The sequence below is a fragment of the Rhodococcus antarcticus genome (assembly GCF_026153295.1).
Classification (GTDB): domain Bacteria; phylum Actinomycetota; class Actinomycetes; order Mycobacteriales; family Mycobacteriaceae; genus Rhodococcus_D; species Rhodococcus_D antarcticus.
In genome coordinates, this window is record NZ_CP110615.1 from 1,725,309 (window position 1) to 1,744,270 (window position 18,962).

The following is an 18,962-nucleotide window of genomic DNA, read 5'->3' on the forward strand; positions in this document are numbered from 1 at the left end:
GTCCGCGCTCGGTAGGCTCCGCCCGCACCCCATCCAGGAGGACATCGTGGCATCGTCGTTGTTCAGCAAGATCGCGAAGTTCGCGTCCAGCCCGCAGGGCAAGAAGGCGATCAGCCAGGCCAAGGACTTCGCGTCCAAGCCGGAGAACAAGGCCAAGATCGAGCAGGCCGCGCAGAAGCTCCGCGGCAAGGGCAAGGGCGGCGCGACCCCGCCCCGCTGACCGGCTCCACCCGCGCCAAGTGCGGGCTTCTGGCTCTCATTCCACCCGGAATGACGACCAGAAGCCCGCACTTGGCGGTTGTGGGGGTGCTCAGTCCAGGAAGATGTCCGGCACCAGCTGGTCGTCGGTGCCCTCGGAGTAGCCCGACAGGTCCGTGACGCCGATGGTCGCGAGCAGCTCGTCGTCGAGCAGGCTCTGGCCGGTGATCGACCGCCCGGTCGAGGTGAGCACCACGTGCGCGGCGTCGGCGACGATCTCCGGGGTGCGCGAGCGGGCCATGCTGTCGTCGCCGCCCAGGAGGTTCTGCACGGCTGCGGTCGCGATGATGGTGCGCGGCCACAAGGTGTTGGCGGCGATGCCGTCGGCCGCGAGCTCGGTGGCCCAGCCCAGGGTCAGCAGGCTCATGCCGTACTTGGCCAGCGTGTAGCCGGGGTGCGCACCGAGCCACCGAGGGTCGAGGTTCAGCGGCGGGGACAGCGTCAGGATGTGCGCGTTGTCGCTGACCAGCAGGTGCGGCAGCGCCGTCTTGGTGAGCAGCCAGGTTCCGCGCACGTTGATCTGCTGCATCAGGTCGAAGCGCTTGGTCGGCAGCTCCGCGGTGGAGGCGAGGTTGATCGCGCTCGCGTTGTTGAGCACCACGTCGATGCCGCCGAACTCCGCCACCGTCTGCTCCACGGCGCGCTGGACGTCGGCCTCCTCGCGGACGTCACCCACCACGGGCAGGGCCCGGCCGCCGGCTGCGCGGATCTCGTCGGCCGCTGTGTAGACCGTGCCGGGCAGCCGCGGGTCGGGCTCGGCCGTCTTGGCGAGCAGCGCGATGTTGGCCCCGTCCCGGGCGGCGCGCAGCGCGATCGCGAGGCCGATCCCCCGGCTCCCGCCCGACATCAGGATGGTCCTGCCCTGCAACGACCCGCTCACGTGCTCTCCCAGCGTTCGGGGCGGCCGCGTCGCCGCCCGCTCGCGACCGTAACGTCCCACTCGCATCGGGCCGCCGGACGGGCCACTGTAGGAGTCATGACGAACTCCGCCTCAGCACAGATCGGTGTCACCGGCCTCGCGGTGATGGGCGCGAACCTGGCCCGCAACCTCGCCCACCACGGGTACACCGTGGCGGTGCACAACCGCAGCATCGAGAAGACCGACAAGCTCCTCGACGAGCACGGCGACGAGGGCAGCTTCGTCCGCGCCGAGACCATGGAGGAGCTGGTCGCCGCCCTGGAGAAGCCGCGCCGGGTGCTCATCATGGTGAAGGCCGGCGAGCCGACCGACGCGGTCATCGACTCCCTCGTCCCCCTGATGGAGTCCGGCGACGTGATCATCGACGGTGGCAACGCACGCTTCACCGACACGATCCGGCGCGAGGCCGACCTCAAGGAGAAGGGGCTGAACTTCGTCGGTGCCGGCGTCTCCGGTGGCGAGGAGGGTGCCCTGAACGGCCCGTCGATCATGCCCGGGGGCTCCACGGAGGCGTACGAGAGCCTCGGCCCGATGCTCGAGAAGATCTCCGCCCAGGTCGACGGCACCCCCTGCTGCGTGCACATCGGCCCCGACGGCGCCGGGCACTTCGTGAAGATGGTGCACAACGGCATCGAGTACGCCGACATGCAGCTCATCGGCGAGGCCTACCACCTGCTGCGCACGGGCCTGGGGAAGTCCCCCGCCGAGGTCGCCGAGGTCTTCACCAGCTGGAACACCGGCGAGCTGGAGAGCTACCTGGTGGAGATCACCGCCCAGGTCCTGGCGCAGGTCGACCACACGACCGGCGAACCGATGGTCGACGTCATCAAGGACGCGGCCGAGCAGAAGGGCACCGGCCGCTGGACGGTGCAGTCGGCGCTCGACCTCGGCGTCCCGGTCAGCGGCATCGCCGAGGCCGTCTTCGCCCGCGCGCTGAGCGGGCACACCGAGCAGCGCGCTGCCGTGCAGGGCATGAGCGGCGGCTCCACCAGCTGGTCGGTCGAGGACGCCGAGAGGTTCACCGAGGACGTCCGCCAGGCGCTGTACGCGTCCAAGGTGGTGGCCTACGCGCAGGGCTTCGACCAGATCGCCGCCGGCTCCGCCGAGCACGACTGGGACGTCGACCTCGGGGACATGGCGATGATCTGGCGCGGCGGCTGCATTATCCGCGCCACGTTCCTCGACCGGATCAAGGAGGCCTACGACGCAGACGAGCGCCCCGTCAGCCTCATCGTCGCCCCGTTCTTCGCCGAGGTCGTCGAGCAGGCGCAGGACAGCTGGCGCCGCGTCGTGGTGACCGCCACCCAGGCCGGCATCCCGATCCCCGGCTTCGCCTCCGCGCTCTCCTACTACGACGCGCTGCGCGCCGAGCGCCTGCCCGCCGCGCTGACCCAGGGCCTGCGCGACTTCTTCGGCGCGCACACCTACGAGCGCGTCGACGCCGAGGGCGACTTCCACACGCTGTGGGGCGAGGACGGCCGACCCGAGGTGCAGGCCTGACCCGCACCGCCCGGCAACGGGGCCCCGCACCACGAGCTGGCGCGGGGCCCCCGTCGGTCCGGGCTCAGCCCGTGTACGACATGACGTGCTTGATGCGGGTGTAGTCCTCCAGGCCGTACATCGACAGGTCCTTGCCGTGCCCGGAGTGGCCGAACCCGCCGTGCGGCATCTCCGCGACCAGGGGGATGTGGGTGTTGATCCACACGCAGCCGAAGTTCAGCGCCGCCGAGACCCGCATCGCCCGGGAGTGGTCGCGGGTGAACACCGAGCTCGCCAGGCCGTAGGGCACCCCGTTCGCCCAGCGCAGGGCCTGCGCCTCGTCGGTGAACGACTGCACCGTGATGACGGGCCCGAACACCTCGTTCTGGACGATCTCGTCGTCCTGGCGCACCCCGCTGACCACGGTCGGCTCGTGGAAGAACCCGCTCGCCAGGGTCCCACCGATCCGCCCGCCGCCCGCCGCCACGAGTGCGTGGTCGGGCAGCCGGGACAGGAAGCCCTGCACCCGCTCCAGCTGGAGCGCGTTGTTCACCGGCCCGAGGTCGACCTCGTCGGACGGCAGGCCCACGGTGGTGGTGCGGGCGGCCGCGGCGAGCAGGGCGGTGAAGTCCTCGCGGACCTCTGCGGCCACGAGCACCCGGGTCGCGGCCGTGCAGTCCTGCCCGGCGTTGAAGTAGCCCGCTCCGGCGATGGCCGTCGCCGCCGCCTCGAGGTCGGCGTCGGCGAACACGAGCACCGGCGCCTTCCCGCCGAGCTCGAGGTGGGTGCGCTTGAGGTCGCGGGCCGCGGAGCGCGCCACCTCCATCCCGGCCCGGACCGAGCCGGTGATGCTCACCATCTGCGGCGTCGGGTGCTCGACCAGCGCGCGGCCGGTGTCCCGGTCCCCGCAGACCACGTTGAGCACGCCCGGCGGCAGGAACTCCGCGGCCAGCTGCGCCATCCGCACGGTGGTGACGGGCGTGGTGTCCGAGGGCTTGAGGACGACGGTGTTGCCCGCGGCCAGCGCCGGGGCCAGCTTCCAGATCGCCATCATCATGGGGTAGTTCCACGGGGCCACCTGGCCGCACACCCCGACCGGCTCACGCCGGACGAACGACGTGTGGTCGGCCAGGTACTCCCCCGCCGACAGCCCGTTCAGCACCCGCGCGGCGCCGGCGAAGAACCGGAGCTGGTCGACCATCGGCGGCACCTCCTCCGACGCGGTGAGCGCGACCGGCTTGCCGGTGTTCTCGCACTCCAGCGCCACGAGCTCGTCGCCGGCCGCCTCGAGGGCGTCCGCCACGTGCAGCAGCGCCCGTTGCCGCTCCCCCGGCGTGGTGCGGCCCCACCCCTGGAAGGCTCGCGACGCCGCGGCGTAGGCCACGTCCACGTCGGCCGGTCCGCTCAGGGCCGCGGTGCCGAACACCGCTCCCGTGCTCGGGTCCACCAGCTCGGTGGTGCGGCCGTCCGCGGCGGGCACGGACTCCCCGTCGATGAAGTTCTGGATGTCACGCACGGCAGGCTCCTTGCAGGGCGGTCAGCGGAGGACGGACTCGAGTGCGGCGCTGGGCAGGTCCGGGAACGCCTCGGACACCCCGGCGCAGGTCAGCCTCCCGTCGACGACGTTGACCCCGGCCGCCAGGGCGGGGTCCCCGACGGCTGCCTCGACCCACCCCTGGTCGGCCAGGCGCAGCACGTACGGGAGCGTCACGTTGGTCAGCGCGGCGGTAGAGGTGACGGGCACGGCGCCGGGCATGTTGGCCACGCAGTAGAACAGCGCCTGGTGCACGGTGAACACCGGGTCCTCGTGGGTGGTCGCGCGGGTGGACTCGAAGCAGCCGCCCTGGTCGACCGCGATGTCCACGAGCACCGCACCCGGCCGCATGGTGGCCACCATGGCGTCGGTGACCAGCATCGGCGCCTTCGCCCCGGGCACCAGCACGGCACCGATGACCACGTCGCTCTCCGGCAGCACGGTCTCGATCTCGTGCGTGCTGGAGGCGAGGGTGCGGATGCGGTTGCCGAAGATCCGGTCGGCCTCGCGCAGCCGGGCGGGGTTGAGGTCGAGCACGGTGACGTCGGCGCCCATGCCCACGGCGATGGTGGCGGCGTTCATCCCGGACACCCCCGCCCCGAGCACGGTGACCTGGGCCGGGCGCACCCCGGGAACACCGCCCATGAGGACCCCGCGCCCACCCGCGTACCGCTCGAGGAACCGCGCCGCGGCCTGCGGGGCCATCCGCCCGGCCACCTCGCTCATCGGGGCGAGCAGCGGCAGCGAGCGGTCCGGCAGCATCACCGTCTCGTAGCCGATGGCCGTGGTGCCCGAGGCCAGCAGCGCCTCGGCGCACGCCCGGCCTGCCGCCAGGTGCAGGTAGGTGAACAGCACCTGGTCCGCGCGCATGCGGCCGTGCTCCTGCTCGATCGGCTCCTTGACCTTCAGCAGGAGGTCCGCCTGCCCCCACACCTCGTCCGCGGTGTCGACCAGCGTGGCTCCGACGGCCTCGTAGGCCTCGTCGGTGATACCCGAGCCGACCCCGGCGCCGCGCTGCACCAGGACGGTGTGGTCGTGGGCGCGGAGCTCTCGGACCCCGGCGGCCGTGAGCGCCACCCGGAACTCGTTCGGCTTGACCTCGGTGGGGACGCCGATCTTCACGTGGTGCTCCTCTGATGGGCGGTGCCGGGGTCGCCGGTGCCGCGCGTCGACCACCGCGTGTGGTGGCGGTGATCACATGATGGACTCCGTCCGCCTCGGCACCGCACGCAGGACCGGCTCCACCTCGCCGTGCTCGGCCGGGAACAGCCGCCCGGGCTGTAGGGTTGACCTAGGCGGGACCGCGAGGTCCGCCACCGGCGGCACCAGCCGCCCACCCGGGGCCTTCAGCCCCGGACCACCCCGCTGCCGGGCCCCGACCACGGTTGTTTCTCGGCGCGACGTCTCGACGCCACAGTGTTGTGTGCCACCGGGACGTGACCACGTACCGGAGGTACAGCTGTGTCATCCCCCACGTCCAACCCCCGCGGCGGCGGCGCGTCCGCGCCGCGTCGACGCCGCTCCGGCGGCTCCCGCCCGGCCGGCGCCCCCCGCACCACCCCGACCGCCCCCGCCGCCTCGCCGAACGACTCCATCCCGCTGAGCGTCGTTCGCGAGGGCGCCACGTTCGCCGACATCGGCCTGCCGACCGCCCTGGTCAGCGCTCTGCACGACAAGGGCCTCATGGCGCCCTTCGCGATCCAGACCGTGACCATCCCCGACTCCCTCGCCGGGCGCGACGTGCTCGGTCGGGCGCAGACCGGCTCCGGCAAGACGCTGGCGTTCGGGCTGCCGATGCTGGCCAAGCTGGCCGGGGCGAGGTCCGCCCCCAGGGCCCCGCGTGGACTGGTCCTGGTTCCGACCCGCGAGCTCGCCTCCCAGGTGGACGACGCGCTGGCCCCCCTGGCCCACGCCCTCAACCTGCGCGTGGCCACCGTCGTCGGCGGGGTGTCCATGAACCGGCAGATCGACGAGCTCGGCCGCGGCGTGGACGTGCTGGTGGCCACCCCGGGCCGCCTCGCCGACCACGTCCAGCAGCGCACCGTGGACCTCGGCCAGGTCGTCGTCACCGCGCTCGACGAGGCCGACCACATGGCCGACATGGGCTTCCTGCCCCAGGTGACCCGCCTGCTCGACAAGACGCCCAAGGGCCAGCGGCTGCTGTTCTCCGCGACCCTGGACGGCGAGGTCGACAAGATCGTCCAGCGCTACATGACCAACCCCGTCGTGCACTCCACCGCACCGATGGCCGCCAGCATCACCACGATGGAGCACCACCTGCTGCTCATCGACCCCGACGACAAGAAGAACGTCGTCGCCCACGTCGCCGCCCGCGAGGGCCGCACCATCATGTTCGTGCGCACCAAGCACGGGGTGGACCGCCTGGCCAAGCAGCTGCGGGCCACCGGGGCCAACGCCGGCGCCCTGCACGGCGGCAAGGCCCAGAACAACCGCACCCGCACGCTGGACGCGTTCAAGAACGGCACCACGCCCGTCCTCGTGGCCACCGACGTCGCGGCCCGCGGGATCCACGTCGACGACGTCTCCCTCGTGGTGCACGTCGACCCGCCGGCCGACCCCAAGGACTACCTGCACCGCGCCGGCCGCACGGCCCGTGCCGGGGACGACGGCATCGTGGTGACCCTGGTGACCCACCCGGAGCGCCGCGAGGTCGAGGCGATGACGAAGAAGGCCGGTGTCAAGGCCATCAGCACCTCGGTCACCGCCGGTGACACCGAGCTGGCCCGGATCACCGGGGCCCGCACCCCCAGCGGCGCCCCCATCCACGAGCCGGTGGCGCAGGTGCAGGGCACGCCCCGACGCTCCGGCGGGGGCGGTCGCTCCGGCGGCGGACGCAGCACGGCCGGCGCCGCAGCAGCAGGCCGCGGCCGTGGTGGCGGCGGCGCCCGCTCCGGCGGCGGCAGCACCGGTCGTCCCACCGGCGGCCGTGGCCGCAGCTCAGGCTCCGGTGGCGGCTCCGGGGCCACGGTGAAGTGGTCCTCGGGCGGGTCGACCAGCCGCTGATCCCGGACACGGACCCAGCAGGGTCCACCGCAGACGAGCGCCCCGTGGAGATCCTCCACGGGGCGCTCGTCGGCGTCGGTCCGGGTCAGGCGCTGACCGGGTCCTTCGCCCCGTCCGGACTGCTCAGGGCGTCGCCCTCGATGTCCACGTGCGGGACCGCGCGGTCCAGCCAGCGCGGGAACCACCACGCGCGCTCGCCGAACAGCGCCATCACGGCGGGCACGAGGGTCATCCGGACCACGAACGCGTCGATCAGCACCCCCAGGGCCAGCGCGAACCCGATCGGCTTGATGATCGTGTCGTCGGCCAGCACGAACCCGGCGAAGACCGACGTCATGATCAGCGCGGCCGCCGTGACGACGCGGGCAGCGGCGCGGAACCCGGTCCCGACCGCCTCGCGGGCCGGGGTGCCGTGCACCCAGTCCTCCCGCATCCGGGAGACCAGGAACACCTGGTAGTCCATGGCGAGGCCGAACAGGATGCCGACCATGAGCACGGGCAGGAAGCTGATGATCGGCCCGGTGGTGCTCACCCCGAGCGGTCCCGCGAGCCAGCCCCACTGGAAGACCGCGACCACGGCCCCGAGCGAGGCCCCGACGGTGAGCAGGAAGCCCAGCGCAGCCTTGACCGGCACCACGATCGAGCGGAACACCAGGCCGAGCAGAAGCAGGGCCAGTCCCACCACGACCAGCACGAACACCGGCAGGGCCCCGGACAGCGCGCCCGAGACGTCGATGCCCAGCGCCGTGGGCCCGGTCACCGAGATCTGCGAGCCGGTGGCGAGCTCGATGCCGGGCGCGAGGTCGCGGATGCGCCGCACCAGGTCGGAGGTCTCCCGCGAGTCCGGGGCGCTCGCGGGCACCACGGACACGACCGCCAGGGTGTCGCCCGGGATGGGCCGCGGTGGGGTGGCGGCGGCGACGTCCTGCGTGCCGGTCAGCGCCTGGACCAGCGCCTGGCCCGCCGTCGCCGCCGACGAGCCGGAGCCCGCGGTGTCGACGACCAGGGTCAGCGGACCGTTGACCCCGGGGCCGACGCGCTCGGCGATCAGGTCGTAGGCCTTGCGCTGGGTGCTGTCCGGCGCCGCAGTGCCGGCCGAGGGGAGGCCCAGCTGCAGGTCGAGGGCAGGGATGGCCATCAACCCGAGCCCGATCACGCAGGCCAGCAGGGCAGCGACCGGACGACGCGTGACGCCGGCGACCCAGCGGGAGCCCACCGTGGCCCCGCCGGTCTCCCGCCGGGCGGCCCGGGAGCCCGGCTTCGGACGCAGCCGCTCCCCGGCGAAGCCGAGCATGGCCGGGACCAGGGTCAGCGCCACGACCACGGTGACGAGCACCGTGCCGGCCGCCCCGAGTCCCATGACGGTGAGGAACGGGATCCCGACCACGGCGAAGCCGGAGAGCGCGATGATGACGGTGAGCCCGGCGAAGACGACGGCGCCACCGGCCGTGCCCACCGCCCGGGCCGCCGACTCCTCGAGGCCCATGCCCTGGGCGAGCTGGGCGCGGTGGCGGGAGACGATGAACAGGGAGTAGTCGATGCCGACGGCGAGGCCCAGCATCAGCGCGAGCACAGGAGCCGTGGAGGACAGGGTGATGACTCCGGAGAGCCCGGTGAGCCCGGCCAGCCCGATGCCCACGCCCATCAGGCCGGTCAGCAGCGGCATCCCGGCGGCGGCCAGCGAGCCGAAGGTGACGATGAGGACGACGAAGGCGATCGCGATGCCGGCGACCTCCAGCACCGAGATGGCGGTCGAGCCGCCCTGGAACACCTGCCCGCCGAACTCCACCTGCACGCCGCCGGCCCGGGCGGTGTCGGCGGTGGCCTCGAGGGTGGCGCGGTCCGCCGGGGTGACCTGGTCGATGGTCTTGGCCAGGGTCACCTGGGCGACGGCCAGGCTCCCGTCCGGGGCGCCGAGGCCGGTCTTGTCCGGTGGCACCACGGTGGCCCCCGGGATCTGCGCGGCCCTGGCCAGCACGTCGGTGATCACGGCCTGCACCGCGGGGCTCGTGACCGTCTGTCCGGCGGGCGGGGCGAAGACCAGGTCCGCGCCGGCGGTGGTGGCCGCGGGCAGCCGCTGGTGGAGCACGTCCAGGGCCAGCTGGCTCTCGGTGCCGGGGATGGTGAACTGGTTGTCCGTGGTCCCGCGGAAGGCCAGCGCAGCCGACCCGGCGAGCACGAGCAGCAGCAGCCAGGTGGCCAGCACGGCGCGGCGGCGGCGGAACGCGGAACGGCCCAGGCGGGCGAGCAGGGTGGCCATGCGAACTTCTCTCGTCGGGCGGTCGGGGTCAGCGGGCGGTCGGGGTCAGCGGGCGGTCGGGGCGGGCGCAGCGAGGCCCAGGGTTCGGGCGGCCACGGCGAGCAGCGGTCCGCGCAGCTGCGCCGGGTCGGTGTCGGGGAAGCACCGGGCGGCATCGGCGATCCCGGCGAGGGCCAGGTGGACGGCCACCTGGCGCTCCAGCGAGGGTTCCCCGCCCAGCAGCCCCTCGACGAGCTGCTCCACCACCTCGGTCGCGCCCGCCACCTCCTGCAGCAGCTCGCTCTGGCGGACCAGCAGCGCGGCCTCGTGGCGGTGGGCGAGGACCAGGTCCACCAGGCCGGCGAGCCGGGTCTGCAGGTCGGCGTCCGCGGTGGCGGCGACGTGCTCCCGGAGCCGTTGCACCGGGTCGACCAGGGCGGCGGCGAGCAGCGCCTCCTTCGACGCGAAGTGGTAGAGCATCGCCGACTTCGAGTAGCCGACGCTGGCCCCCACCTGGGCGAGGGTCGTGGCGTCGTAGCCCTGCTCCACGAACAGCCGCAGCGCCGCCCCACGGATCTCGGTGAGCACCTGCTCTCGGGTCGGACGGGGCACGTCACCGATCTTCGCTGACCCACGGGTCAGGTTCAACCCGAGCGGTCAGGATGGTGGGATGGCTCACGTGGCCACCACCTCGATCACCGTCGTCGACGCCTTCACCACGACCGCGTTCCGCGGCAACCCGGCGGCGGTGTGCCTGCTGGACGCTCCGGCCGACGTGCGCTGGATGCAGTCCGTCGCGGCTGAGCTGAACCTGTCGGAGACGGCGTTCGCGGTCCTCCGGCCGGACGGGGACACCGACCTGCGGTGGTTCACGCCCGCCGTCGAGGTCGACCTGTGCGGACACGCCACCCTCGCCACCACGCACGTGCTGGGCCGTGGCGCGACCTTCCACACCCGCAGTGGCCTCCTGCGGTGCACGGTGCCCGAGCCCGGCCGGGTGGAGATGGACTTCCCGGCTGCAGCGCCCACCGAGGTGTCGGTACCGGCCGGGCTGGCCACCGCCCTGGGCACCGCGGTGCTCTCGGTGCACGAGGGCGGTGCCGACCTGCTCGTGGAGCTGGGCTCGGTCGAGGAGGTGCGCGGGCTCACCCCGGACCTGGGCGCGCTGGGGCGCCTGCCGCACCGCGGGATCGTGGTGACGGCGGCGGGCGGCGCGGACGGCGTCGACTGCACCAGCCGCTGGTTCGGACCCGCCGTCGGGGTGGCCGAGGACCCGGTGACCGGCTCGGCGCACTGCGCGCTCGCCCCGTTCTGGTCCGTGCGCACCGGGCGGACCACCCTGCGGGGGCACCAGGCGAGTGCCCGGGGCGGCGTGGTGGACATGCGCCTCGAGCTCGACGGTCCCCACGGGGACCGCGTGCACCTCGGTGGCGGCGCGGTCACCGTGTGGCGGGGCGAGCTGCTGGTGGCACCCCCGCCCGGACCGCCGGGGCAGTGACGCTCCACCACACGCCCGACCTCAGTGGTGCCCCGCGCCGCCCACCCCGGCGCGCGGGCGCGCGCGGCTACACGTCGGCGATCACCGAGAAGTCCTCGTCGCCGCGGCCGTCCTCGATGGCGGCCTCCAGCGCGTCGTGGGCGGCCTGGACGGCGTGCAGGCCCAGCGTCGCCGACAGCACCAGGTCCATGTCCTTGATCAGCGCGTTCGCGGTGAACTCGGCGTCGTCGAAGTCCCGCTCGGCGAGCTTGTCCTTCTTGGCGGCCACCACGGGCGCCAGCACCGACCCGGCAAGGATCGACAGCGTGGTGTCGCGGTCGAGCCCGACGTCGGAGGCGAAGGTCAGCGCCTCGGCCACGCCCTGCAGCGCCACCCCGAGGGCGAGGTTCGCCACCAGCTTGCCGGCAGCGGCGTCCCGGGCGGTGGGCAGCTCTCGCACCTTGGCCTCGTCACCCCACAGCAGCACCACGTCCTTGACCGCCGCGACGTCCTCGGGTGCCCCGCCGAGCAGCACGCCCAGCGCACCCTTCTGCGCGGGCGCCATGGATCCGAGCACCGGCCCCGCCACGTACCGGACGCCCTTGGTGGAGGACCACGCCGCCTGGAAGTCCGCGTCCTCGGGGCCCACGGTCGTGACGTCGAGCCACAGGGACCCCTCGCCGAGCAGGTCCGCGTTGATGACGGTCTCGCGGACCGACGGCGGACCGAACAGCACGGTGACCACCAGCTCCGCCTCCGCCACGGCCTCGGCAGGTGAGGCCGCGGCCGCAGCCCCGGCCTCGACCAGCGGCGCGGTGCGGTCGGCGGTGCGGTTCCAGACGGTGAGCTCGTGGCCGGCGTTGATCAGGTGCCGGCCGAGGTGGGTGGCCATGCGGCCCGTGCCGAGGAGTGCGATGCGCATGGCGACGATCCTGCCCGTCACGGCGGTGGCGGTGCGACTCAGGCCGTCCCGGGCTCAGGACGTCAGGGTCACCAGCTTCTCGACGGTGTTCCAGCTCCGGCCGGTCACCCCGACACCCCAGCGCCTCACCAGCAGCCCGCTGACGTCCGGCGCAGCCAGCACCCCGTCCGGGCACCACTGGTAGACCACCCGCTCCCCCAGCACCACGTGGTCGGGGTCGAGCAGACGGGGGTCGTCCGTCGCCAGCTGCTCGGGCGTGGGGTCGGCGGAGGTGAACAGCGCGATCATCCGCGAGCCGTTCGTGGCCAGCGCGGGGAACGGGTGCCCGTCGCGCACGACGGCCAGCTCGGCGCCCGTGCGCACCAGGCAGCGGGCGCGCACGCCCAGCCCGTCGGCCAGGGCGGACTCGAGAACCGGCTCCAGCTCGGCCGGAGTGCGCCCCGTGGTGAACACGGCGTTGCCGCTGTTCAGCACGGTCCGGACGTCGGTGAGCCCCAGTCCGGCCAGCAGCTCGCGCAGCTCGGCCATCACCAGCTTCCTCCCGCCCACGTTGACGCCGCGGACGAGCAGGGCGCACCGCGTCATGGGCCGATGGTCCCACCGCGGCCGAGGGTGCGGGGTCCGAGCGGGCCGTATCGTGGCCGAGCGTGCGCTTCCTCGACGGCCGGACCCCGCCCCACGACCTCACCTACGACGACGTCTTCCTGGTGCCCAACCGCACCGCGGTGACCTCGCGCTTCGACGTCGACCTCGCCACCACCGACGGATCGGGCACCACCATCCCCGTGGTCGTGGCGAACATGACGGCGGTGGCGGGCAAGCGGATGGCCGAGACGGTGGCCCGGCGGGGCGGACTGGTCGTGCTCCCCCAGGACCTGCCGCCCGAGACCGTGGCCGACACGGTCGCGTTCGTGAAGTCCCGCGACCTGGTGGCCGACACCCCGGTGGTGCTGCACCCGGACGACGCGGTCTCCGACGCGGTGGCCCTGCTGCCCAAGCGGTCGCACGGGGCGGCGGTGGTCCTGCTCGACGGACGACCGGTGGGGGTGGTGACCGAGGCCTCGTGCACGGGCGTCGACCGCTTCGCCCGGCTCGCCGACGTGATGGACACCGGGTTCGTGCGGCTGCCGGCCGACACCAGCCCGCGCGAGGTGTTCGACGCGCTGCACGCCGCGCACGCGCGGGTGGCTGTCCTGGTGGCCCCGGACGGCTCGCTGGCCGGGGTGCTCACCGGCACCGGGGCCCTGCGCGCCGGGATCTACGCCCCGGCCCTGGACGCCGCCGGGAAGCTGCGGGTGGCCGCGGCCGTCGGGGTCAACGGGGACGTGGCGGCCAAGTCCCGCGCCCTGGTCGAGGCCGGCGCCGACCTGCTGGTCCTGGACACCGCGCACGGGCACCAGGAGAAGATGCTGCAGGCCCTGGCCGCCGTGCGGGCCCTCGACCTCGGGGTGCCGCTGGTGGCGGGCAACGTCGTCAGCGCGGAGGGCACCCGGGACCTGATCGCGGCGGGCGCCGACATCGTCAAGGTCGGAGTGGGGCCCGGAGCCATGTGCACCACCCGGATGATGACCGGTGTGGGCCGCCCGCAGCTCTCCGCGGTGGCCGAGTGCGCCGCCGCCGCCACCGAGCTCGGTGGCCACGTGTGGGCCGACGGCGGGGTGCGCCACCCGCGCGACGTCGCTCTCGCCATCGCCGCCGGCGCGTCCAACGTGATGATCGGCTCGTGGTTCGCCGGTACCCACGAGTCGCCCGGGGACCTGCAGCGCGACGAGCACGGCAACCAGTACAAGGAGAGCTTCGGGATGGCGTCCAAGCGGGCCGTCGCTGCCCGGACCAGCGCGGACAGCGCCTTCGACCGCGCCCGCAAGGGCCTGTTCGAGGAGGGCATCTCCACCTCCCGCATGCGGCTGGACCCGGAGCGGCCCGGGGTGGAGGACCTCATCGACCACATCTGCTCCGGGGTGCGCAGCACGTGCACCTACGCCGGCGCCCGCACCCTGGCCGAGCTGCACGCCAAGGCCGTGCTGGGGGTGCAGTCCGCCGCCGGGTTCGCCGAGGGACGTCCGCTGCCGTCGGGGTGGTGAGCCCCGGCCCCGGTAGCGTCGACGGCATGCCCAAGGTTGCCACCGCCGACGCCGTGTCCCGCGACGAGCTGCTGGAGTTCGTCCGCCCCCGCCACCACGCGGTCCTCGTGACGGCCCGCAGGGACGGTCGACCCCAGCTGTCGCCGGTCAGCTGCGGGGTGGACCCGCAGGGCCGCATCGTCATCTCCACCTACCCGGGTCGCGCCAAGACGGCCAACGCCCGGCGCACCCCCGAGGTGAGCGTCTGCGTCCTCAGCGAGGACTGGGACGACGCCTGGGTCCAGGTGGACGGCACCGCCGAGGTGCTGGACATGCCGGAGGCGGCCGAGCCGTTCGTGGACTACTTCCGCTCCATCTCCGGCGAGCACCCGGACTGGGACGAGTACAAGGCCGCCATGGAGTCCCAGGGCAAGAGCCTGCTGCGCATCACCCCCACCCGCTGGGGCCCCATCGCCACCGGCGGCTTCCCGCCGGAGGTCGCCGCGCGGATGGGCTGAGCACGAGCGGGGCGCCGCTGCTGCCGTAGGATCGGCCGCGTCGTTGACCCCTGAGGAAGGACCGTGGTGCCTGAGGCACCCTCTCCCGCCGCCCCTGCACCCGCACCGGCGAGCACGCCCGACCACCCGTCCGACGCGGAGTCCGCGAGTACCGGGCCGGGAGGACCTCCCGGCCGCACCGCTGCTCGCCCGACGGGGGCCACCCCGTGAACGTCCTGATCCCGGTCCTCGGTGTGCTCGGCGTGCTCGCGCTCACCGCCGGCACCGCCCTGTTCGTGGCGGCCGAGTTCTCGTTGACCGCGCTCGAGCGCTCGACCGTCGACGCGCACGCCGAGAACGGTGACGCACGGGCGCTGCAGGTGCAGAGCGCGCACCGCACGCTCTCGTTCCAGCTCAGCGGCGCCCAGCTCGGCATCACCATCACGACCTTGGTGACCGGCTACATCGCCGAGCCCGTCCTGGCGGGGTTCCTCCGTCCGGCGTTCGACGCGGCCGGGCTCAGCACGGCGGTGTCGGGCGGCATCTCGCTCGTGCTCGCCCTGGTCATCGCGACCTCGCTGTCCATGATCTTCGGCGAGCTCGTGGCCAAGAACCTCGCCATCGCCCGTCCGCTGGCCACCGCACGGCTCACGGCCGGGCCGCAGGCCAGGTTCTCCCGGGTGTTCCGCTGGGTCATCTCCGGGCTCAACGGGGCCGCCAACGGCATCGTGCGGCGCCTGGGCATCGAGCCGGCCGAGGAGCTCCGCTCGGCGCGATCCCCGCAGGAGCTGGGCTCCCTGGTGCGCACGTCGGCGCGGCAGGGCTCGCTGGACGCCGGCACCGCCGCGCTGCTGGACCGCTCGCTGCGCTTCGGCGAGCGGTCCGCCGACGAGCTCATGACGCCCCGGGTGCGCATCGAGACCCTCGGTGCCGAGGACACGGTCGACGACCTCCTGGCCGCCGCCCGACGCACCGGCTTCTCCCGGTTCCCCGTGGTGCAGGGCGACCTCGACGACCCGCTCGGCGTGGTGCACGTCAAGCAGGCCTTCGCCATCCCGGACGCCCAGCGCGCGAGCACCACCCTCGAGCGCATCGTCCGACGGGTGCCCACCGTGCCCGCGACCCTCGACGGCGACGCCCTGATGGACCGGGTCCGCGGCGACGGGCTGCAGGTGGCGCTGGTGGTCGACGAGTACGGCGGCACCGCCGGGATGGTGACCATGGAGGACCTCATCGAGGAGATCGTCGGTGACGTCCGCGACGAGCACGACGCCGCGGACGTCGACGTGCGACGGCTGGAGGGCGGGTGGGAGCTCTCCGGGCTGCTGCGGGTGGACGAGGTGGCCGAGGCGACCGGGTTCACCGCCCCCGAAGGTGAGTACGAGACGCTCGGCGGGACCGTCCAGGCACACCTGGGCCACGTTCCCGAGGTCGGCGACCAGCTCGAGCTGCACGGCTGGAACCTGACCGTGCAGCGGATGGACGGCCGCCGGGTCGAGTCGGTGCTGCTGCGCCCGGTCCCCGAGCACGCCACCGCCGAGGACACCGACGACACCGGGGGCGGTGAGCACCGTGGGTGACGTCCTCGCAGTCCTGCTCGCGGTGCTGCTGCTGGCCGGCAACGCCTTCTTCGTCGGCGCGGAGTTCTCCCTGATCACCGCGCGGCGCGACCGGCTGGAGACCCTCGAGGCCCAGGGCCGCCGCGGAGCCCGCACCGTCATCGAGGCCGGCGAACAGCTCTCGCTCATGCTGGCCGGGGCCCAGCTGGGCATCACCATCTGCTCGATCCTGCTGGGCCGGGTCGGCGAGCCCGCGGTCGCGAACCTGATCGGGGCGCCGATGGAGCTGGTCGGCGTCCCGGCGGGTCTGCTGCACCCCGTCGCCTTCACCCTGGCGCTGGCGCTCGTGGTGGTGCTGCACATCCTGCTCGGCGAGATGGTGCCCAAGAACATCGCCATCGCCGGTCCGGAGCGCAGCGCGCTGCTGCTGGTTCCCGCGCACCTGGCGTTCGTGCGCGCCGCCCGCCCGGTCATCGGGGTCTACAACTGGGTGGCGAACCGGATCCTGCACGGCTTCGGGGTGGAGGCCAAGGACGAGCTGGAGACGGCCCACACCCCCGGCGAGCTGGCCGGCATGATCGCCGAGTCCCGGTCGGAGGGCATGCTGGACGCCCAGGAGCACCGCCGCCTGACCCAGGCGCTGACGACGAGAGGACGCACCGTGAGCGAGGTCGCCATCCCGCTGGACCGGCTGCGGAGCCTGCCGCACGGCGAGCACGGACCCACCCTCGGCGCGCTCGAGCAGGCGGTGGCGGAGACCGGGTTCTCGCGCTACCCGGTGCAGCTGGCCGACGGTTCGCTCATCGGCTACCTGCACGTCAAGGACGTGCTCGACGCGGTGCTCGACGAGGGTGCCGGGCCGGACACGGTGATCCCCGCCTCCCGGGTTCGGGCCCTGCCGCAGGTGCCCTGCTCGGACCACCTGGACGTGGCGCTCTCCGGGCTCCGCCGGGCCTCGGCCCACCTCGGCCGGGCCGTCGACGGCAGCGGGGCCACCGTGGGCGTGGTGGCGCTGGAGGACCTCGTGGAGGAGTTCGTGGGCACCGTGCGCGACGCGACCCACCGCTCGCCGGACACGGCCCCCGGGAAGTCCTCGTGAGCGTCGCGGTGGTCGGCGCCGGGATCTCCGGCGTCGCGTGCGCCCGCGCCCTGGCCGCGGCCGGGGTGGACGTGGTGGTGCACGAGCGCTCACGGGCCGTCGGTGGTCGGATGGCCAGCCCGCGGCTGCACGAGCGCCGGGTGGACACCGGGGCGGCCTACTTCACCGTCGCGCCCGACGCAGGTTTCGCCGCGGTGGCCGCGGACTGGTCGCACCGCGGCCTCGCCCACGAGTGGACCACCACGATGGGTGTGCACTCCCCCGGGGGCGCCACCACCAAGGACGGGCCCGCGCGGTGGAGCGCACCGGGCGGGTTGCGCTCCCTGGTCGCGGATCTGGCGGACGGGCTCGACGTGCGGCTGGGCAGCGCCGTGTCCGCAGTGGGGCCAGGACTCCTGGTCGACGGCACCACGCACGACGCCGTGGTGCTGGCCATGCCCGACCCGCAGGCCCTGCGCCTGCTCGACCCGACCCACGCCGCGGCGCGGGCCCAGCTCACCGGCCGGGACTGGAAGCCGGTCATCGCGGTGGCCGTGGGCGCCCGGACGCGCACGTGGAGCGAGCTGACCGCCACCTTCGTCAACGACCACCCCGTGCTCGCCCTCGTGGTCGACGACGGCGCCCGCCGGGGGGACGGCGCACCGGTGCTGCTCGCGCACACCACGAACGCCCTGGCCGCCCAGCACCTCGAGGACCCGGACGCGGTGGTCCCTGCCGTGCTCACGGCCCTGGCCGACGTGCTCCCGGGTGAGCTCACCGTCGAGTGGACCCACGCGCACCGCTGGACGTTCGCGCAGCCCGCCGGCTCCCGGGAGGACACCCACTGGCTCACCGACGGGCTCGGACTGTGCGGTGACGGCTGGGGCGCGGCCAAGGTGGAGGCGGCGTGGACCTCGGGCACCGCCCTGGGACGGGCGATCGCAGCCCGGCGGTGACGGTGCTCGACGCCGGGACGTGGGGTGCGCTCGTCGCCGACCACGCCGCCCGGGCGGACGGGCTCACGGCCGCGCACCGGGCCCGCCGGGCGCGCGGCGAGACCCATCCCGTCGAGGACTTCCTGTTCAGCTACTACGGCACCAAGCCGTCGCTGCTGCGCCGCTGGCACCCGGGTGCGGGCGTGGTGCTGGAGCCGGGGGCCGCGGGGCCGGCGCCGAACGCGGCCTGGCGCTGGTACACCACCGACCGGCACGGCGCCGTGGCGCTCGACGCCGACGCGTACCTGGCCGACCGGGCGAGTGCCGTCGCCTTCGTGCACCGGCTGCTCGTGGCCACCGCGTCGAGACCGGCGTTCACCGGCTGCTTCGGGCTGCACGAGTGGGCCATGGTCTACCGGGCCGACGCCACCCGGCACCCGGCCCCGCTGCGGCTGGGGCCAGCCGGGACGGACGCCGTCGTGGAGTCGCACCCGCTCCGGTGCACGCACGTCGACGCCTTCCGCTTCTTCACCCCCGACGCGGTGCCGCTCAACCGTCTGCAGCCCACCCGGGAGACGCAGGTGTCGATGGAGCAGCCCGGCTGCCTGCACGCGTCGATGGACTGCCACAAGTGGGCGGCGAAGCTCGGCCCCGCGGTCCCGGGCACGCTCGCCCTGGACTGCTTCACCCTGGCCGGGGAGGTGCGCCGCCTCGACATGCAGGCCTCGCCCTACGACCTCACCGCGCACGGCCACGAGCCCGTCGCCGTCGAGACCCCGGCGGGCAAGGCGGAGTACGTGGAGCGCCAGCAGGCCCTGTCCCAGCGGGCCGGCGTGCTGCGCCAGCGGCTCGTCGCGGTGTGCGCACAGCTGCTCGAGCGGACCGGCACGCCCGCACCCTGAGCGTGCTCAGGGCCGGCACGCACCCCTGACCAGCGACCCCCGTGCTCGTCCGGCGCGAGCCCGTCCGGGCGGCCCG

At 74.0% G+C, this 18,962-nt stretch carries 17 protein-coding genes; 10 read left to right on the forward strand and 7 right to left on the reverse strand.

Features of this window, described 5'->3' with window-relative positions; all coding sequences use genetic code 11:
* Positions 1–46 precede the first annotated feature (46 nt).
* Positions 47–220: a hypothetical protein gene (locus tag RHODO2019_RS08275; RefSeq protein WP_265384485.1), complete on the forward strand. Its 174-nt coding sequence runs from the start codon at positions 47–49 to the stop codon at positions 218–220.
* A 90-nt stretch (positions 221–310) separates the two neighbouring features.
* Here RHODO2019_RS08275 and RHODO2019_RS08280 read toward each other — a convergent pair whose 3' ends face one another.
* A complete protein-coding gene (locus RHODO2019_RS08280) occupies positions 311–1,105 on the reverse strand; it encodes an SDR family oxidoreductase (RefSeq protein ID WP_265384687.1) in 795 nt (264 codons plus the stop codon).
* 129 nt (positions 1,106–1,234) lie between these two features.
* Here RHODO2019_RS08280 and gnd point away from each other — a divergent pair, with 129 nt between their 5' ends.
* Complete coding sequence (gnd, locus tag RHODO2019_RS08285) at positions 1,235–2,677, forward strand: NADP-dependent phosphogluconate dehydrogenase (protein ID WP_265384486.1); 1,443 nt, start codon at positions 1,235–1,237, stop codon at positions 2,675–2,677.
* 64 nt (positions 2,678–2,741) lie between these two features.
* Here the strand turns inward: gnd and RHODO2019_RS08290 are convergent, their stop codons facing one another.
* Both RHODO2019_RS08290 and ald read right to left on the reverse strand, forming a co-directional pair.
* Positions 2,742–4,172: an aminobutyraldehyde dehydrogenase gene (locus RHODO2019_RS08290; RefSeq protein ID WP_265384487.1), complete on the reverse strand. Its 1,431-nt coding sequence runs from the start codon at positions 4,170–4,172 to the stop codon at positions 2,742–2,744.
* Positions 4,173–4,193: 21 nt separating this feature from the next.
* Positions 4,194–5,312 (reverse strand): alanine dehydrogenase, encoded by a 1,119-nt coding sequence (gene ald / locus RHODO2019_RS08295; RefSeq protein ID WP_265384488.1) that lies wholly within the window; start codon positions 5,310–5,312, stop codon positions 4,194–4,196.
* A 561-nt stretch (positions 5,313–5,873) separates the two neighbouring features.
* Between ald and RHODO2019_RS08300 the strand changes: the two genes are divergently transcribed.
* On the forward strand, positions 5,874–7,214 hold the full coding sequence (locus tag RHODO2019_RS08300; RefSeq protein WP_435532211.1) for a DEAD/DEAH box helicase: 1,341 nt from the start codon (positions 5,874–5,876) through the stop codon (positions 7,212–7,214).
* Positions 7,215–7,299: 85 nt separating this feature from the next.
* Here RHODO2019_RS08300 and RHODO2019_RS08305 read toward each other — a convergent pair whose 3' ends face one another.
* Positions 7,300–9,474, reverse strand: coding sequence for an MMPL family transporter (locus RHODO2019_RS08305; protein WP_265384489.1), 2,175 nt, complete (start codon positions 9,472–9,474; stop codon positions 7,300–7,302).
* A gap of 45 nt (positions 9,475–9,519) precedes the next feature.
* Positions 9,520–10,065, reverse strand: a complete 546-nt coding sequence (locus tag RHODO2019_RS08310; RefSeq protein WP_265384490.1) for a TetR/AcrR family transcriptional regulator — start codon at positions 10,063–10,065, stop codon at positions 9,520–9,522.
* Between the two features lie 58 nt (positions 10,066–10,123).
* Here RHODO2019_RS08310 and RHODO2019_RS08315 point away from each other — a divergent pair, with 58 nt between their 5' ends.
* Positions 10,124–10,951 carry a PhzF family phenazine biosynthesis protein gene (locus tag RHODO2019_RS08315; RefSeq protein ID WP_265384491.1) on the forward strand — a complete coding sequence of 276 codons (828 nt, stop codon included), beginning with the start codon at positions 10,124–10,126 and terminating at the stop codon, positions 10,949–10,951.
* Positions 10,952–11,018: 67 nt separating this feature from the next.
* Here the strand turns inward: RHODO2019_RS08315 and RHODO2019_RS08320 are convergent, their stop codons facing one another.
* A complete protein-coding gene (locus RHODO2019_RS08320) occupies positions 11,019–11,852 on the reverse strand; it encodes an NAD(P)-dependent oxidoreductase (RefSeq protein WP_265384492.1) in 834 nt (277 codons plus the stop codon).
* A 54-nt stretch (positions 11,853–11,906) separates the two neighbouring features.
* Positions 11,907–12,437: a DUF1697 domain-containing protein gene (locus tag RHODO2019_RS08325; RefSeq protein ID WP_265384493.1), complete on the reverse strand. Its 531-nt coding sequence runs from the start codon at positions 12,435–12,437 to the stop codon at positions 11,907–11,909.
* Positions 12,438–12,499: 62 nt separating this feature from the next.
* On the opposite strand from RHODO2019_RS08325, the gene RHODO2019_RS08330 reads away from it, so the two are divergent.
* The 6 genes from RHODO2019_RS08330 (at position 12,500) to RHODO2019_RS08355 (ending at position 18,886) form a co-directional block, all read left to right on the forward strand.
* The gene (locus RHODO2019_RS08330) at positions 12,500–13,936 is read left to right on the forward strand and encodes a GuaB1 family IMP dehydrogenase-related protein (RefSeq protein WP_265384494.1); all 1,437 of its coding nucleotides are present in this window, start codon (positions 12,500–12,502) and stop codon (positions 13,934–13,936) included.
* Positions 13,937–13,962: 26 nt separating this feature from the next.
* Positions 13,963–14,433: a PPOX class F420-dependent oxidoreductase gene (locus tag RHODO2019_RS08335; protein ID WP_265384495.1), complete on the forward strand. Its 471-nt coding sequence runs from the start codon at positions 13,963–13,965 to the stop codon at positions 14,431–14,433.
* A gap of 206 nt (positions 14,434–14,639) precedes the next feature.
* Positions 14,640–15,992, forward strand: coding sequence for a hemolysin family protein (locus RHODO2019_RS08340; RefSeq protein ID WP_265384496.1), 1,353 nt, complete (start codon positions 14,640–14,642; stop codon positions 15,990–15,992).
* On the forward strand, positions 15,985–17,070 hold the full coding sequence (locus RHODO2019_RS08345; RefSeq protein ID WP_265384689.1) for a hemolysin family protein: 1,086 nt from the start codon (positions 15,985–15,987) through the stop codon (positions 17,068–17,070). The genes RHODO2019_RS08340 and RHODO2019_RS08345 overlap by 8 nt, the downstream gene beginning before the upstream one ends.
* Positions 17,067–18,005, forward strand: coding sequence for an NAD(P)/FAD-dependent oxidoreductase (locus RHODO2019_RS08350; RefSeq protein WP_265384497.1), 939 nt, complete (start codon positions 17,067–17,069; stop codon positions 18,003–18,005). The genes RHODO2019_RS08345 and RHODO2019_RS08350 overlap by 4 nt, the downstream gene beginning before the upstream one ends.
* Positions 18,002–18,886: a 3-methyladenine DNA glycosylase gene (locus tag RHODO2019_RS08355; protein WP_265384498.1), complete on the forward strand. Its 885-nt coding sequence runs from the start codon at positions 18,002–18,004 to the stop codon at positions 18,884–18,886. The genes RHODO2019_RS08350 and RHODO2019_RS08355 overlap by 4 nt, the downstream gene beginning before the upstream one ends.
* Positions 18,887–18,962 lie beyond the last annotated feature (76 nt).

Excerpts from the sequence above, each read along its gene's own strand:
- RHODO2019_RS08280 (WP_265384687.1), bottom strand. The coding sequence starts at position 1,105 with ATGTCGGGCGGGAGCCGGGGGATCGGCCTCGCGATCGCGCTGCGCGCC.
- gnd (WP_265384486.1), top strand. The coding sequence starts at position 1,235 with ATGACGAACTCCGCCTCAGCACAGATCGGTGTCACCGGCCTCGCGGTG.
- RHODO2019_RS08300 (WP_435532211.1), top strand. The coding sequence starts at position 5,874 with ATGGCGCCCTTCGCGATCCAGACCGTGACCATCCCCGACTCCCTCGCC.
- RHODO2019_RS08305 (WP_265384489.1), bottom strand. The coding sequence starts at position 9,474 with ATGGCCACCCTGCTCGCCCGCCTGGGCCGTTCCGCGTTCCGCCGCCGC.
- RHODO2019_RS08315 (WP_265384491.1), top strand. The coding sequence starts at position 10,124 with ATGGCTCACGTGGCCACCACCTCGATCACCGTCGTCGACGCCTTCACC.
- RHODO2019_RS08320 (WP_265384492.1), bottom strand. The coding sequence starts at position 11,852 with ATGCGCATCGCACTCCTCGGCACGGGCCGCATGGCCACCCACCTCGGC.
- RHODO2019_RS08325 (WP_265384493.1), bottom strand. The coding sequence starts at position 12,437 with ATGACGCGGTGCGCCCTGCTCGTCCGCGGCGTCAACGTGGGCGGGAGG.
- RHODO2019_RS08335 (WP_265384495.1), top strand. The coding sequence starts at position 13,963 with ATGCCCAAGGTTGCCACCGCCGACGCCGTGTCCCGCGACGAGCTGCTG.